Origin of the sequence: Rahnella ecdela (assembly GCF_019049625.1) — a bacterium.
In the GTDB taxonomy this organism is placed as follows: Bacteria; Pseudomonadota; Gammaproteobacteria; order Enterobacterales; family Enterobacteriaceae; genus Rahnella; species Rahnella ecdela.
On record NZ_JAFMOY010000129.1, the window covers coordinates 33,689 to 48,205 of the forward strand.

The 14,517-nt window shown below is 51.0% G+C and carries 12 protein-coding genes and 1 tRNA gene; 7 read left to right on the top strand and 6 right to left on the bottom strand.

The genetic code is table 11. The features are described from left to right. The gene (locus J1784_RS16015) at positions 1–1,308 is read right to left on the bottom strand and encodes a CYTH and CHAD domain-containing protein (protein WP_217150071.1); all 1,308 of its coding nucleotides are present in this window, start codon (positions 1,306–1,308) and stop codon (positions 1–3) included. A gap of 298 nt (positions 1,309–1,606) precedes the next feature. Between J1784_RS16015 and J1784_RS16020 the strand changes: the two genes are divergently transcribed. Then, positions 1,607–2,227, top strand: coding sequence for a TIGR04211 family SH3 domain-containing protein (locus J1784_RS16020; protein WP_112286724.1), 621 nt, complete (start codon positions 1,607–1,609; stop codon positions 2,225–2,227). Between the two features lie 139 nt (positions 2,228–2,366). Then, the gene (locus J1784_RS16025; RefSeq protein ID WP_217150072.1) at positions 2,367–3,602 is read left to right on the top strand and encodes a multifunctional CCA addition/repair protein; all 1,236 of its coding nucleotides are present in this window, start codon (positions 2,367–2,369) and stop codon (positions 3,600–3,602) included. A 107-nt stretch (positions 3,603–3,709) separates the two neighbouring features. Here J1784_RS16025 and bacA read toward each other — a convergent pair whose 3' ends face one another. Together bacA and folB are read right to left on the bottom strand one after the other, a co-directional pair. Continuing rightward, complete coding sequence (gene bacA / locus J1784_RS16030) at positions 3,710–4,534, bottom strand: undecaprenyl-diphosphate phosphatase (RefSeq protein ID WP_217150201.1); 825 nt, start codon at positions 4,532–4,534, stop codon at positions 3,710–3,712. Between the two features lie 186 nt (positions 4,535–4,720). After that, positions 4,721–5,077, bottom strand: coding sequence for a bifunctional dihydroneopterin aldolase/7,8-dihydroneopterin epimerase (gene folB, locus J1784_RS16035; RefSeq protein WP_217150073.1), 357 nt, complete (start codon positions 5,075–5,077; stop codon positions 4,721–4,723). Positions 5,078–5,184: 107 nt separating this feature from the next. On the opposite strand from folB, the gene plsY reads away from it, so the two are divergent. Continuing rightward, positions 5,185–5,814 (top strand): glycerol-3-phosphate 1-O-acyltransferase PlsY, encoded by a 630-nt coding sequence (gene plsY / locus J1784_RS16040; protein ID WP_217150074.1) that lies wholly within the window; start codon positions 5,185–5,187, stop codon positions 5,812–5,814. Positions 5,815–5,945: 131 nt separating this feature from the next. On the opposite strand, the gene tsaD is transcribed toward plsY, so the two are convergent. Then, a complete protein-coding gene (gene tsaD / locus J1784_RS16045) occupies positions 5,946–6,959 on the bottom strand; it encodes a tRNA (adenosine(37)-N6)-threonylcarbamoyltransferase complex transferase subunit TsaD (RefSeq protein WP_112286728.1) in 1,014 nt (337 codons plus the stop codon). A 316-nt stretch (positions 6,960–7,275) separates the two neighbouring features. Here tsaD and rpsU point away from each other — a divergent pair, with 316 nt between their 5' ends. The 3 genes from rpsU (at position 7,276) to rpoD (ending at position 11,418) form a co-directional block, all read left to right on the top strand. Beyond that, entirely contained in the window at positions 7,276–7,491 is a 216-nt protein-coding gene (gene rpsU, locus J1784_RS16050) for a 30S ribosomal protein S21 (protein ID WP_001144069.1), read from the top strand. A gap of 135 nt (positions 7,492–7,626) precedes the next feature. Next, on the top strand, positions 7,627–9,375 hold the full coding sequence (gene dnaG, locus J1784_RS16055; RefSeq protein WP_217150075.1) for a DNA primase: 1,749 nt from the start codon (positions 7,627–7,629) through the stop codon (positions 9,373–9,375). Between the two features lie 204 nt (positions 9,376–9,579). Further along, complete coding sequence (gene rpoD / locus J1784_RS16060) at positions 9,580–11,418, top strand: RNA polymerase sigma factor RpoD (RefSeq protein WP_120508459.1); 1,839 nt, start codon at positions 9,580–9,582, stop codon at positions 11,416–11,418. 81 nt (positions 11,419–11,499) lie between these two features. Here the strand turns inward: rpoD and mug are convergent, their stop codons facing one another. Next, positions 11,500–11,997 carry a G/U mismatch-specific DNA glycosylase gene (gene mug, locus J1784_RS16065; RefSeq protein WP_217150076.1) on the bottom strand — a complete coding sequence of 166 codons (498 nt, stop codon included), beginning with the start codon at positions 11,995–11,997 and terminating at the stop codon, positions 11,500–11,502. Positions 11,998–12,139: 142 nt separating this feature from the next. On the opposite strand from mug, the gene J1784_RS16070 reads away from it, so the two are divergent. Then, positions 12,140–12,216, top strand: a tRNA-Ile gene (locus J1784_RS16070). A 164-nt stretch (positions 12,217–12,380) separates the two neighbouring features. Here J1784_RS16070 and J1784_RS16075 read toward each other — a convergent pair. After that, positions 12,381–14,360 carry an alkyl/aryl-sulfatase gene (locus J1784_RS16075; RefSeq protein ID WP_217150077.1) on the bottom strand — a complete coding sequence of 660 codons (1,980 nt, stop codon included), beginning with the start codon at positions 14,358–14,360 and terminating at the stop codon, positions 12,381–12,383. Between the last annotated feature and the right edge of the window lie 157 nt (positions 14,361–14,517).

The following is a 14,517-nucleotide window of genomic DNA, read 5'->3' on the forward strand; positions in this document are numbered from 1 at the left end:
TTAACGTGGTTGTCCGTTTAACCAGAACGCATCCATCATCACCGCGTGGGAACGGGCTGAATCCTCCCAGGCATGTTGCTGCTGAACGATTGCCTGTTGCAGGTCGGCCCAGCCGGCAATGTAGGTGGCAACGTCTTTTTCAGGGTAGGCACCGGCCAGCAAATGGAAGGTGATGATCTGACGTTTCAGACGCGCCAGCTGATCGCGGTAGCCTTCTTCGGTCAGCGGTTGTGCAAACGCTTCTTTCAGATCTGCGGCGGTACGGCCCAGCATGATGTCAGCAAAGCGCTTGAAGGAGCCTTCCAGTTTCTTCGCCGATTTATCGTCGATGAATGGCGTCCAGCCTGAGGTCGCCAGCCAGGAAGTAAGCACTAACTTGCTCTTCAGATAGCTGGCGCTGTAACAGATTTCCTGCGCATCGGCAGATTTCTGTTCCAGTACGGGCACCAGATCGGTTAGCAAGGTTCGCAGCTCAGAAGACGCTTTGCGTGGCACCAGGCCGCCGAACAGCACCACAACCTGGCGCACGGTTTCCACAGCCTGTAATACGGTCAGACGCGCGGTTTTATCCCCGCGCACCCACAGTTCTTCATGATACTGCCAGTGATCCAGCGCCAGTTCGAACATAGCGGACATCGCCTGTTCAACTGTCGCTTTCGGCTGCGCTTTGAATACCGGCAACGGTTTGATTTCACGCGCCGGATTGCCTTTCGCCAGATGATAGCCGCGGGCTGCCTTGCTGAATCCGCCCTGACGTAAACCGCCATGCACGCTAATTTCCGTAGCCAGTGCCAGGAGATCGGCGGTATTGCCTTTTTTCAGTTCCAGCTCAATTTCTGCCAGCGCTTCAGAAAGCTCACCGGCCACGATTTCGCCCTGATCGAGACCCAGTTCGATCTCGCTTTCACGGTAAGTGATCACCCACTTCTCTCGGGTAAAATCGGTACGGAACAGCGGAGCAAGTTCTTTTTGCAGTGCGGCAGGTTTGCACCCTTCCGGCCAGATATCTTTTGGGAACGCGCTGAGCTTCAACACCGGCTTTTTCAGCTCGACATTGTATTCAGGGCGCTGATGTAAACCACCCACCACTTTCCCGCCGGTCTTGATGGTCATTTCGTACTGATCGTCGAAACCACGGATACGCAGACCAATATCGTGCGAACGTAAATAGTTTTCCGCAGTCTCAAAATAGATGTTGGTCAGTTTCGAAGGCGCGGTGTGCACGCTGTTAAAACCAGCGAGTTGCGAAGGTAATTCGGCGATTGCGGCCGGGGTGGCGATAAATTTTAATTCTATTTCTACGGTCATAGGAGTCTTCACACCGATTCTTTGCTGCCAAAAGGGATAAACGCGTCGCTGCAATTCTATCATAAGCACAGCCCGCAAGCCGCATGTTGCGGGATTGTAAGATAGTTCTCATTCCGGTTTATACATTGCGTCGTCACACTGTTGCCCTTACTATCGGTCACCAAACTTTTGGTCTATGAACCAAACTTTTGACTCTGAATTAGCGCAATGGCCAGACAGAGGCGGTTGCCAGAAGACGTATCCTGATAAACGGATCCACACTTCACGTTCCCTAAATTCACAAAGAAACGATGAAATAATGCAGAAATTACGCCTAATTGGTTTCGCTTTGCTTGGTTTAAGCATCACATGGGGCGCTCACGCTGATGAGAAGCGCTATATCTCCGACGATTTGATCACCTATATCCACAGCGGTCCGGGTAATCAGTATCGCATTGTTGGCACACTGAATGCCGGTGAAGAAGTCACCCTGCGCAGCGTCAATGACAGTACTAAATACGGTGAAATTGTTGATTCAAAAGGCAAAACAGCCTGGATCCCACTGGATCAGTTAAGCAATGTGCCGAGCCTGCGTACCCGCGTTCCGGATCTGGAGCAACAGGTGAAAACGCTGACTGACAAGCTGACCAACATAGATTCCAGCTGGAACCAGCGCACTGCGGAAATGCAGAGCAAGGTTTCTTCCAGCGACGGTATTATCAATGGTCTGAAGAAAGAAAATCAGGATCTGAAAAACCAGCTGATCGTGGCGAAGAAGAAAGTTGACGCGGTCAATGTTCAGCTCGACGACAAACAAAGAACCATTATTCTGCAATGGTTTATGTACGGCGGCGGTGTCGCGGGTGTAGGTCTGGTTCTGGGTCTGCTGTTACCGCATCTGATCCCACGTCGCAGGAAGAAAGATCGCTGGATGAGCTAACAGCTCAACATCCTGATTAATCCTGTTATCCGTTAAGGCACTTAGGTGCCTTTTCGTGTTTCCATCAATCAGGAAATCTTCATCGCATCTTTGCTATGATGAACAAAGAGTCCCTTTGCCTTATTTCAGGAGTTATCGCGTGGAGATTTACCTGGTCGGCGGCGCAGTCCGAGACAGTTTATTAAACCTGCCTGTGTCTGAACACGATTGGGTAGTGGTGGGCGCAACGCCTGAATACATGCTGGAAAATGGCTATCAGCAGGTCGGAAAAGATTTCCCTGTCTTCCTGCATCCGCGTACCCGTGATGAATATGCCCTCGCCCGCACTGAGCGAAAATCGGGTTCCGGCTATAACGGATTTACCTGCTATGCCGCGCCGGATGTCACTCTGGAACAGGATCTGATGCGCCGAGATCTGACCATCAATGCGATAGCAAAGAGTGAAGATGGTGCGCTTTTCGACCCTTATCACGGACAGCGCGATATCGAACAACGCCTGCTGCGCCATGTTTCTGACGCCTTCGGGGAAGATCCGCTACGCGTGTTACGTGTCGCCCGCTTTGCCGCACGTTTTGCCTATTTAGGTTTTACCGTCGCACCTGAAACACAGACGCTGATGCAACATATGGCGCAGAGCGGTGAACTCGAAGCCCTGACGCCGGAACGTGTGTGGAAAGAAACCGAGAAGGCCTTGCAGACGCAGGATCCGCAAGTGTATTTCCAGGTGCTGCGTGACTGCGGTGCGCTCAAAGTGTTATTCCCGGAAATCGATGCGCTGTTTGGCGTTCCGGCACCGGAAAAATGGCATCCGGAAATTGATACCGGTATTCATACGCTGATGACGCTGAAAATCGCCAGCACGCTGACGCCGGAAGTGGATGTGCGTTTCTCTGCGCTGTGCCATGATTTGGGCAAGGCGCTGACACCACCGCAGTTCTGGCCGGCTCATCACGGCCACGGTCCGGCGGGAGTTAAACTGGTGGACAATATTTGCCAGCGCCTGAAAGTCCCGACGCATATACGTGATCTTGCCAAACTGGTGGCCGAGTTCCATGACCTGATTCATACCGTGAACAAACTGCGTCCGGAAACCCTGTTAAAACTGTTCGACACCATAGATGTGTGGCGTAAACCGCAGCGGCTTGAGCAGATGATTATGACCAGCGAAGCCGACGCCCGCGGGCGTACAACCTTTGAAAACAATCCTTACCCGCAAGGTGATTATCTGCGTGAGGCCTTCAAAGTGGCGAACAGCATTACCAATAAAGAAGTGCTGGATGCCGGTTTTCAGGGAATAGAAATCCGCGATGAGCTGAAAAAGCGTCGCATACAGGCATTGGCGGACTGGAAGCAAACGCAGGACGTGGCGATTTAAGCGCTGCCTTAGATTTCAGGCTTTTATTTTCATGAAAAGCTTGATAAAAAAAGCCCCGCACGGTGAATAACCAGCGGGGCTTTTTTATCGCTTACAGGAAGCAATAATCAGGCGATAAAGACGAAGTACACCGCGATCGCAACAAAGAAGCGATAGATGGCAAACGGAATAAAGGAAATACGTTTGATCACCGCCAGGAAGGTTTTAATCGCTATCAGGGCAACAATAAATGCGCTGATAAAACCAGTGGCGAACATCGGTAAATCAGCCATCGTCAGGAAGCTGTAGCTCTTATACAGGTCCAGTGCTGTCGCGCCCATCATCATCGGCACCGCCAGCAGGAAAGAGAACTCAGACGCGGCAAAACGGCTGATGCCCATTAACATCCCGCCGCTGATGGTCGCACCTGAACGAGAGAACCCCGGCCAGAGCGCCAGACACTGGAAAACACCGATCATAAATGCCTGCAGATAAGTGATGTCATCCACCCCTTCTGCACGCGGTTTTTTCGGTTTCAGCAGTTCGGCTGCAATCAGCAAAACACCACCAACGACCAGTGCATACATGACAAACTTCGGCTCAAACAGGGACTTAATTTGCGAATGCAGCAGTAAGCCGAGGATCGTTGCCGGGATCATTCCTAAAATAATATGCAATAAATTCAGACGACGGTTACCCGTGCCCTCATGAACAGGCGGCTTGCCAAAGTGCAAGCCAATCATGCCAAACAAACGACGCCAGAACATCACCACCACAGCCAGAATCGAACCCAGCTGAATAACCACTTCAAATGATTTCGAGGTATCTCCGGTAAAGCCGAGAAGATTTCCCGCGATGATCAGATGGCCGGTAGATGAAACCGGTAAAAATTCAGTTAACCCTTCAACAACACCCAAAATTGCTGCTACAAGCAACGAATGACTTTCAACGATCATTATCGCACCCTACCCTATGAAATTTCCGCTGATGGGAAAACATGCTCAAAGTACCGACAACAAAAAAGCGGCATCACGCTGAGCCGCTTCAGTAAAGGAAGCCCGGTTGTCCGGACTTTCCTTTTAACGCTTCTATATGACATTAAATAGACAAGCATTTCTTAAATTGTATCCATTGAAGGATTAAAAACGTTTTCCGCGCTCTATAATCACGCCGACATTGGCCGCCTGAGCCACCGCACCGGGCTTGCTGAGCTTAATCCGCACCCACGGCGAGTTGAAACGGGTCAGGAGTAATGATGCCACTTCTTCAGCCACACGCTCTACCAGCGCGAAATTTTGCGATGCCACATGCTCAATCACCGCATCGCTGACGTCGGCATAGCTTAAACAGTCATTCACATCGTCGCTGGCGGCGGATTTGCGGTTATCCCAGGCCATTTCGATATCGAACACCAGTTTCTGTTTAATGGTCTGTTCCCAGTCGTAAGCGCCAATCGTGGTGATTACATTTAGTTGCTCAATAAATACGATATCCATCACGTGATTCTCTGTTTTTGGCCCAGCCGGATACCACTTCCAGCAGAAAATGCGTATTATCCATGGATGTTGCGATTAAAACGACCCTTATTAGACGGAACTGCTTTATGAGTGCTACCGCGCTTGGAATGATTATTTTCGCCTACCTCTGCGGCTCGATTTCCAGTGCGATTCTGGTCTGCCGGGTAGCCCGGTTACCGGATCCGCGCACAGCGGGCTCTGGCAACCCCGGTGCCACGAATGTGCTGCGCCTCGGTGGTCGTCTGGCGGCGGCGTCAGTTCTCATCTTCGATATCCTGAAAGGGATGCTGCCTGTCTGGCTGGCCTATCGCCTGAATATTCCGCCGATGTACCTTGGGCTGACCGCCATCGCGGCCTGTCTGGGCCATATCTATCCGGTATTCTTCCACTTCAAAGGCGGCAAAGGCGTTGCCACGGCATTTGGCGCTATCGCCCCTATCGGCTGGGACTTAACCGGCCTGATGATGGGGACATGGCTGCTGACCGTACTGCTGAGCGGGTATTCTTCGCTGGGCGCGATTGTCAGCGCACTGATCGCACCTTTTTACGTCTGGTGGTTCAAACCTGAGTTCACCTTCCCGGTCGCCATGCTTTCCTGTCTGATATTGTTGCGTCATCACGATAATATTCAGCGTCTGTGGCGCGGTCAGGAAGGCAAAATCTGGGATAAGCTGAAGAAGAAACGCAAAGCGGCGAAAGAAGATAAAGCCGAATAGCAGATAAGCTCAGATTTCAACCATAAAAAAAACGACCTCAAGCGGGTCGTTTTTTTATGGCTTTTTTCAGCTCAGCATACTTAAGTATGTGAGCATTTCGGGTCGACGCAGCAACACAGCCGCAGCCCCGCTCAGACTGGCGGTAACTCAGCAAGAGGCCAGCGCGGACGTACGGTTACGCCGAGATCAGGCGTAGCGCCGGTTTTCAACCGCACCATACCCGCGTAGGCGATCATCGCACCATTATCGGTACAAAATTCAGGACGCGCGTAGAACACTTTACCACCGCGTTTGGTCATCACGTCTTCAAGTTTGGCGCGTAATGTGCGGTTTGCACTGACGCCGCCGGCCATTACCAACTGTTTAAAACCGGTCTGATCCAGCGCGCGCTTGCATTTGATGGCGAGCGTATCAACTACGGCATCTTCAAAAGCACGGGCAATGTCAGCATGCGTCTGCGGGTCGCTGTCATTACCGCGAATAGTATTGGCTGCGAAGGTTTTGAGGCCGGAGAAGCTGAAATCCAGACCCGGACGGTCAGTCATCGGGCGCGGGAATGTAAAGCGACCGGCAACACCCTGAGCCGCCATTTTTGACAGCAGCGGGCCGCCCGGATAATCCAGCCCCAGAAGTTTAGCCGTTTTATCAAAGGCTTCACCGGCAGCGTCATCAATGGATTCGCCCAGCAATGTGTATTCGCCGATACCGGTAACGCTGATGAGTTGCGTGTGCCCGCCGGAAACCAGCAGCGCCACAAACGGGAAATCAGGTGGATTATCTTCAAGCATCGGTGCCAGCAGGTGGCCTTCCATATGATGAACAGGCACCGCAGGTACATCCCAGGCAAACGCCAGAGAACGGCCGATGGTTGCGCCGACCAGCAATGCGCCGACCAAACCGGGACCGGCGGTATACGCCACGCCGTCGATATCCTGTGCGGTCAGTCCGGCTTCTTTCAGTGCGGCCTGAATCAAAGGGATTGTTTTACGTACATGGTCACGTGAAGCCAGTTCAGGCACCACGCCGCCGTAATCTGCATGCAGTTTTACCTGACTATACAGTTGGTTGGCTAATAAACCGGCTTCGCTGTCATAAACTGCAATTCCGGTTTCATCGCAGGACGTTTCAATACCCAGTACTCGCATCACTCTTTCCATCATAGTTTGGCGCTAACTCGCGGCGCGCAGTTTAGCACACAAGGCTTCGCCCGTGCTGCACCGGAGTAGGAATTCCTTGCTTCATAAGCCAATTAATGTCGAGCAATTTCGATTGATTGGTATATAATCGCCGCCCGACGCAAAAGCGAGCGCACAATGTTGCAGAAGGGTTGCTGAAGGCACCTGTTTCAATTTGCCGTTATGCTTTACAAGGCAAGGCGAATTGGAGTAAAATTCCGCACCATTTTGAAATGTGCTGGTACAACATCAGCAAACAAACCGATTTTATCGAGGTGAGAGGCACATGCCTGTAATTAAAGTACGTGAAAACGAGCCGTTCGACGTAGCTCTGCGTCGCTTCAAGCGTTCCTGCGAAAAAGCAGGTGTTCTGGCAGAAGTTCGTCGTCGTGAATTCTATGAAAAACCGACTACCGAACGTAAACGCGCTAAAGCATCTGCAGTAAAACGCCACGCCAAGAAACTGGCTCGCGAAAACGCACGCCGCACTCGTCTGTATTAATCTTCGGGGGCAACCCCAAATCGCGTGATTTGCAATATTAAGAACGCGCAGACTGCGTAGTAGCATACGAAGGCCGTGCTTTCCGAAAGGAATGCGCGGCTTGTTCTCGTTTATAGGCTAGTGAGTAAGGGGCTTATGGCTGGGAGAATTCCGCGCGTATTTATCAATGACTTGCTGGCTCGCATCGATATCGTAGATTTGATCGACGCTCGGGTAAAGCTCAAGAAACAGGGTAAAAATTATCACGCGTGCTGCCCTTTCCACCATGAGAAAACACCCTCATTTACCGTAAATGGCGATAAGCAGTTTTATCACTGTTTCGGCTGTGGTGCCCACGGCAATGCCGTCGATTTCCTGATGAACTATGACAGACTTGAGTTTGTCGAAAGCATAGAGGAACTGGCGACAATGCAGGGTTTGGAAGTGCCGTACGAAGCAGGCACCGGTCCGAGCCAGATGGAGCGTCATCAGCGTCAAAGCCTCTACCAGTTGATGGCACCGCTTAGCGAGTTCTATCAGCAATCACTTAAACAGCCTGCAGGTGCCCCCGCACGGGAATACCTTGCCCGGCGCGGTTTGAGTGAAGACGTCATCAGTCACTTCGCTATTGGTTTCGCCCCACCGGGTTGGGACAACGCGTTAAAGCGTTTCGGCAAAAATGCCGATGATAAAGCGTCTCTGATTGACGCCGGTATGTTGGTCACCAATGACAATGGCCGCAGCTATGATCGTTTCCGCGAACGGGTGATGTTCCCTATTCGTGATAAACGTGGCCGCGTGATTGCCTTTGGCGGCAGGGTTTTGGGGGACGGTACGCCTAAATACCTCAACTCACCGGAAACCGAAATTTTCCATAAAGGCCGCCAGTTGTATGGCCTGTATGAAGCACAGTTAAAACACCCGACACCGGCGCGTTTACTGGTCGTTGAAGGGTATATGGATGTCGTCGCACTGGCGCAGTTCGGCATTGATTACGCCGTTGCCTCATTGGGGACCTCCACGACCGCTGACCATATTCAGCTGATGTTCCGCAGCACCGATAACGTCGTTTGTTGTTATGACGGCGACCGGGCGGGACGTGAAGCCGCGTGGCGCGCGCTGGAAACAGCGCTGCCCTATCTCAATGATGGCCGTCAGCTGCGTTTTATGTTTTTACCCGACGGCGAAGATCCGGACACGCTGGTACGTAAAGAAGGCAAAGAAGCGTTCGAACAACGAATGGAGCAGGCGATGCCGCTATCCACTTTCCTGTTTGATTCGCTGATGCCGCAGGTTGATTTGAGCAGCCCTGACGGGCGCACCAAATTGAGCATGCTGGCATTGCCGCTGATCCGCCAGGTACCCGGTGAAACGTTACGGATGTATTTGCGTCAGCAGCTAGGGAATAAGCTCGGGATTTTGGATGACAGCCAGCTGGAAAAGCTGATGCCTAAACAGGCAGAAAGTAGCAATGTCTATCAGGCGCCCCAGCTAAAACGCACAACCATGCGTATACTTATAGGGTTACTGGTACAAAATCCACAACTGGCTACACTTATACCCTCGCTGCAAGGATTGGAGCAAGCGAAGCAGCCAGGATTGGATCTGTTCAGCGAGTTAGTAACCACTTGCTTAGCCCAGCCGGGGCTGACGACAGGCCAGTTACTGGAACTTTATCGCGATAATAAGTTCTACCAACAACTTGAAACTCTGGCGACATGGAACCACATGATCGTAGAGGACATGGTCGAAGAGGAATTTCGTGCCACGTTAGCCAGCCTGTATGACTCGATTTTAGAGCAACGGCTTGAAACCTTGATTGCAAAAGCCAGGACGCACGGCCTGAGTTCAGAGGAACGAACCGAAGTCAGTTCCCTGAATCAGGTATTAGCGAGAAAGAATTAACAAAAACATATACATATACATATAAAGGTAAGGCTTCAGGCGTTACCACAGAAAACACGGCTTAAGTGCCGATATAAAGCGGGGCACGGCCCTGCGCAGAGCCGCCCTGGTGGGCCGCGGCACAATAAACGCCCCTAACGTTATTGTTGGCGATGTTACCCGACCGACACCAACCCAAATACTCTGAAGTGTGGATACCGTCTTATGGAGCAAAACCCGCAGTCACAGCTTAAGCTACTTGTCACCCGTGGTAAGGAGCAAGGCTATCTGACCTATGCTGAGGTCAATGACCATCTGCCGGAAGATATCGTCGATTCCGACCAGATCGAAGACATCATCCAGATGATTAACGACATGGGCATCCAGGTACTTGAAGAAGCTCCGGACGCCGATGATTTAATGCTGGCCGAAAACCGCCCTGATACCGACGAAGACGCTGCAGAAGCGGCGGCGCAGGTACTTTCCAGCGTTGAATCTGAAATTGGCCGTACCACCGACCCTGTGCGTATGTACATGCGCGAAATGGGTACCGTTGAGTTGCTGACCCGTGAAGGCGAAATCGACATCGCCAAACGTATCGAAGACGGTATCAATCAGGTTCAGTGTTCCGTTGCTGAATATCCTGAAGCTATCACTTATTTGTTAGAGCAATATGACCGTGTGGAAGCAGGCGAAGTTCGTCTGTCTGACCTTATCACCGGTTTTGTTGACCCGAACGCTGAAGAAGAAATCGCACCAACTGCGACTCACGTGGGTTCTGAACTGACCACGGAAGAGCAGAATGATGATAACGAAGACGAAGATGAAGACGACGACGCTGAAGACGACAACAGCATCGACCCTGAACTGGCTCGCCAGAAGTTCACAGAACTGCGTGAACAGCATGAAGCGACGCGTCTGGTCATCAAGAAAAACGGCCGTAGCCACAAGAGCGCAGCAGAAGAAATCCTGAAGCTGTCCGATGTGTTCAAACAGTTCCGTTTAGTGCCAAAACAGTTCGATTTCCTGGTTAACAGCATGCGTTCCATGATGGATCGCGTCCGTACTCAGGAACGTCTGATCATGAAAGTGTGCGTTGAACAGTGTAAAATGCCGAAGAAAAACTTTGTCAATCTGTTCGCCGGTAACGAAACCAGCGATACCTGGTTTGATGCGGCTCTGGCAATGGGTAAACCGTGGTCTGAGAAGCTGAAAGAAGTCACCGAAGACGTGCAGCGCGGCCTGATGAAACTGCGTCAGATCGAAGAAGAAACTGGCCTGACTATCGAACAGGTTAAAGATATCAACCGTCGCATGTCGATCGGCGAAGCGAAAGCCCGTCGCGCGAAGAAAGAGATGGTTGAAGCAAACTTACGTTTGGTTATTTCTATCGCGAAGAAATACACCAACCGTGGTCTGCAGTTCCTTGACCTGATCCAGGAAGGTAACATCGGCCTGATGAAAGCCGTTGATAAGTTTGAATATCGCCGTGGTTATAAGTTCTCAACTTATGCGACCTGGTGGATCCGTCAGGCTATCACCCGCTCCATCGCCGACCAGGCGCGTACCATCCGTATCCCGGTGCATATGATTGAGACTATCAACAAACTCAACCGTATTTCCCGTCAGATGCTGCAGGAAATGGGCCGTGAGCCGACGCCGGAAGAACTGGCTGAGCGTATGCTGATGCCGGAAGACAAAATCCGTAAAGTGCTGAAAATTGCTAAAGAGCCAATCTCAATGGAAACGCCAATCGGCGACGATGAAGATTCGCATCTGGGTGATTTCATCGAGGATACAACCCTTGAGCTGCCACTGGATTCTGCAACGTCTGAAAGCCTGCGTTCTGCAACGCATGACGTTCTGGCTGGCCTGACCGCACGTGAAGCGAAAGTTCTGCGTATGCGTTTCGGTATCGATATGAACACTGACCACACTCTGGAAGAAGTGGGCAAGCAGTTCGACGTGACCCGTGAACGTATCCGTCAGATCGAAGCGAAAGCGTTGCGTAAACTGCGCCACCCAAGCCGCTCCGAAGTGTTGCGCAGCTTCCTGGACGATTAATCGTCCTCAGGCTGTCAGCCAATAAAAAGCCCCGCCCTTCTCTGGAAGTGGCGGGGCTTTTTATTCTGCTGAATTAACATTTCAGGAATGCAGCGAATCATAGAGTTCACGATACGCTGCAACCAGTTCTTCCAGGGTCGCACGGTTTAACCCGCTGGGATTCGGCAACACCCAAATATGCGTCTCACCGATTTTGAGCGCCTGACGCCCCCAGTTCACCTTGCTGATACCAAACGCTTTGCTGAATGCCTGCTTGCCCAAAATCGCTAACGCACGCGGCTGATAGCACAGGATTTTCTCTTTTAAAACCCCACCGCCATCGCGTAACTCATCACGCATCAGCTCACTGGCTGCTACCGTCGGGCGGGCGACAAGCGCCGTGATACCGCAGCCGAAATCCTTGAGTTGCTGCCACTCCTGTGGCGCTAACTGACGCCCGGTAAAACCCGCCTGATGGATAACTTTCCAGAAACGATTACTGCCATTAGCAAAAGGGTAACCTTTGTGGGCAGACGAGAGACCAGGATTGATGCCGCAGAACACGACCTGAAGATCCTCTTCAAGGATATCTGAAATCATAATGTTTTCCTGAGACGTATTTGTTCGAGTTATCAGTAAAAAAGTCTGCGAACACAACATGCTAGAACTGTGCACAAAACGCGCATACAAACCGAACACATATAGACCTGTATGCAAGGTTTACCGTATAATCCCGCACCTTGGCCCTTTAGCTCAGTTGGTTAGAGCACGCGACTCATAATCGCTTGGTCGCTGGTTCAAGTCCAGCAAGGGCCACCAAATTTTAGCTTCAGATACAAACGATTAAGCCACTTCGCAAGAAGTGGCTTTTTTGTTGGCAAAACCAGAATGGCGATAAAGTGGCGATGGCGAAATCCGCCAGACAGGTGACCGCACTGCGAATGGGGGAAATCCTCTGCGGCGGAAACCACAGAGGATTTTGTTTATGGTGTAACGATATTGAACCAGAATTCAAACTTATCCATGTACCCCAGCATTTCATCCAGTTTTGCACCGTTGCCGGTCACTTTCACGTCGCCTTTATCTTCAGCTTGTTTCAGTGTTTCTTCTTTCAGGATGATTTTATTGAGGGTATCGCGGTTCAGGACAATAGTTGCGTCAGCATCTTTTGCCTCTGCGTCAGCAGTATGATTCAGGACACCGTTTTCCAGCTCCAGTTTGTACTTGCCGCCGTCACTGCCCAAATCAACGTTAAACACGGCTTTAGCGTTGGCGGCTTTTTCGCCATTGATATGTACGCCCAGATAGTCGAAGAACATTTCCGGGGACATCGCTTTTACCGTATCCGGACTTGCCGTATTCGGCGTTGGCAATTTCTGTACACCATTACGCAATTCCTGCGCACCGGTCAGATAGAAGTTGCGCCATGGTCCTGATTCGGCCTGATAACCCAGCTGCTCGAGGGCATCAGCTTCGAGATTACGGGCTGCCTCATTCTTCGGATCTGCAAAGACCACTTTACTCACGACCTGAGCAACCCAGCGGTAATTCCCCTGATCGTAATCCTCTTTGGCTTTTTTCAGGATGTTATCCGCACCGCCCATGTAATCGACAAATTTCTTCGCCGCTTCTTCAGGTGGCAGTTCATCCAGTGTTGCAGGGTTGCCGTCAAACCAGCCGAGATAAAGTACGTAGGTTGCTTTAACGTCATGACTCACAGAACCGTAATAACCACGGCTCGCCCATGTTTTAGCCAGACCGTCAGGGAGTTTAAAGTTCGCCGCAATTTCATCACGCGTCAGGCCGGTGTTCGCCAGGCGTAGTGTCTGATCGTTGATGTAACGGTACATGTCTCGCTGGCTTTTCATCAGATTAACGACGTTATCTTTGCCCCACGTTGGCCAGTGGTGCTGTGCCATGATGATTTCTGCTTTGTCACCCCAGCGGTTAATTGCATCGTTAATGTATTTTGACCATGCCAGCGGATCACGAATTTTGGCGCCACGTAACGAGTACGTGTTATGCAGGGTATGCGTGATATCTTCTGCCGCTTCGATGAGTTTTTTCTCTTCGATATACCACAACATTTCGGAAGGGGCTTCAGAACCCGGTGCCATCATGAAATCGTACGTCAGGCCATCAATCGTTTCTTTCTGACCGGTTTTCGTGATGTAGTTGGTCGGCGCGATTAATGTCACTGTACCCGCTGATGTGGTGGTACCCAGTCCCGCGCCTACCTGGCCTTTCGCGTCCGGCTTCAGCAGATTCCCGTACATGTAACTGGCACGGCGGCTCATGACATTCCCCGCCATGATATTCTCAGATACCGCTTCATCCATGAATCCGGCAGGCGCATAAATTTTAACCTTACCGGATTTCACATCTGCTTCGTCAACCACACCACGCACGCCTCCATAATGGTCAACGTGACTGTGGGTATAAATTACCGCGACAACAGGTTTTTTTCCGCGATTCTTATAGTACAAATCCATGCCCACTTTAGCGGTTTCAGCCGACACTAAAGGGTCAACCACCGTAACGCCTTCTTTACCCTCGATAATAGTCATGTTGGACAGATCAAGGTTGCGGATCTGATAAACTCCGTCGGTCACCTCAAACAATCCGCTGATATTGATTAACTGCGACTGCCGCCAGAGGCTTGGGTTAACGCTGTCAGGTGCCTTATCGCCTTCTTTGATAAAGGAATATTTTTGCGGATCCCAGACGACATTCCCCTGTTCACCTTTGATAACATCTGCCGGTATAGGGGCAATAAACCCTTTATGGGCGTTGGTAAAATCGGTGTTATCAGAGAAAGGAAGCTGATTATAAAGCGCATCATTGGCTTGTTTGGTCGCCGCAGTCGCATCCTTTGGGGCTTCCTGGGCAAAGAGCGGCGTGAGCGTAGTGGATGAAAGTAACCCGGCCAAAGCAAGGCTTTTGACTATCAATTTAAGTTTCATTCCTTATCCTCAAAAAGTAATCATCCCCATACGGGGCTTGTGCATTAATCCGCACGCGATATACCTCACGCTGGGTATAACGATTGCGGACTAATTTTTTGTGATACGTTTTAAGAATAAGCGGGAAGTTACATTTCGCAATGTTTCCATATGGGGA

What these genes read in the sequence shown, in the direction of transcription:
- tsaD (WP_112286728.1), bottom strand. Translation starts at nt 6,959, where the DNA reads ATGCGAGTACTGGGTATTGAAACGTCCTGCGATGAAACCGGAATTGCA.
- folB (WP_217150073.1), bottom strand. Translation starts at nt 5,077, where the DNA reads ATGGATATCGTATTTATTGAGCAACTAAATGTAATCACCACGATTGGC.
- plsY (WP_217150074.1), top strand. Translation starts at nt 5,185, where the DNA reads ATGAGTGCTACCGCGCTTGGAATGATTATTTTCGCCTACCTCTGCGGC.
- dnaG (WP_217150075.1), top strand. Translation starts at nt 7,627, where the DNA reads ATGGCTGGGAGAATTCCGCGCGTATTTATCAATGACTTGCTGGCTCGC.
- rpoD (WP_120508459.1), top strand. Translation starts at nt 9,580, where the DNA reads ATGGAGCAAAACCCGCAGTCACAGCTTAAGCTACTTGTCACCCGTGGT.
- J1784_RS16075 (WP_217150077.1), bottom strand. Translation starts at nt 14,360, where the DNA reads ATGAAACTTAAATTGATAGTCAAAAGCCTTGCTTTGGCCGGGTTACTT.
- mug (WP_217150076.1), bottom strand. Translation starts at nt 11,997, where the DNA reads ATGATTTCAGATATCCTTGAAGAGGATCTTCAGGTCGTGTTCTGCGGC.
- rpsU (WP_001144069.1), top strand. Translation starts at nt 7,276, where the DNA reads ATGCCTGTAATTAAAGTACGTGAAAACGAGCCGTTCGACGTAGCTCTG.
- J1784_RS16020 (WP_112286724.1), top strand. Translation starts at nt 1,607, where the DNA reads ATGCAGAAATTACGCCTAATTGGTTTCGCTTTGCTTGGTTTAAGCATC.
- J1784_RS16015 (WP_217150071.1), bottom strand. Translation starts at nt 1,308, where the DNA reads ATGACCGTAGAAATAGAATTAAAATTTATCGCCACCCCGGCCGCAATC.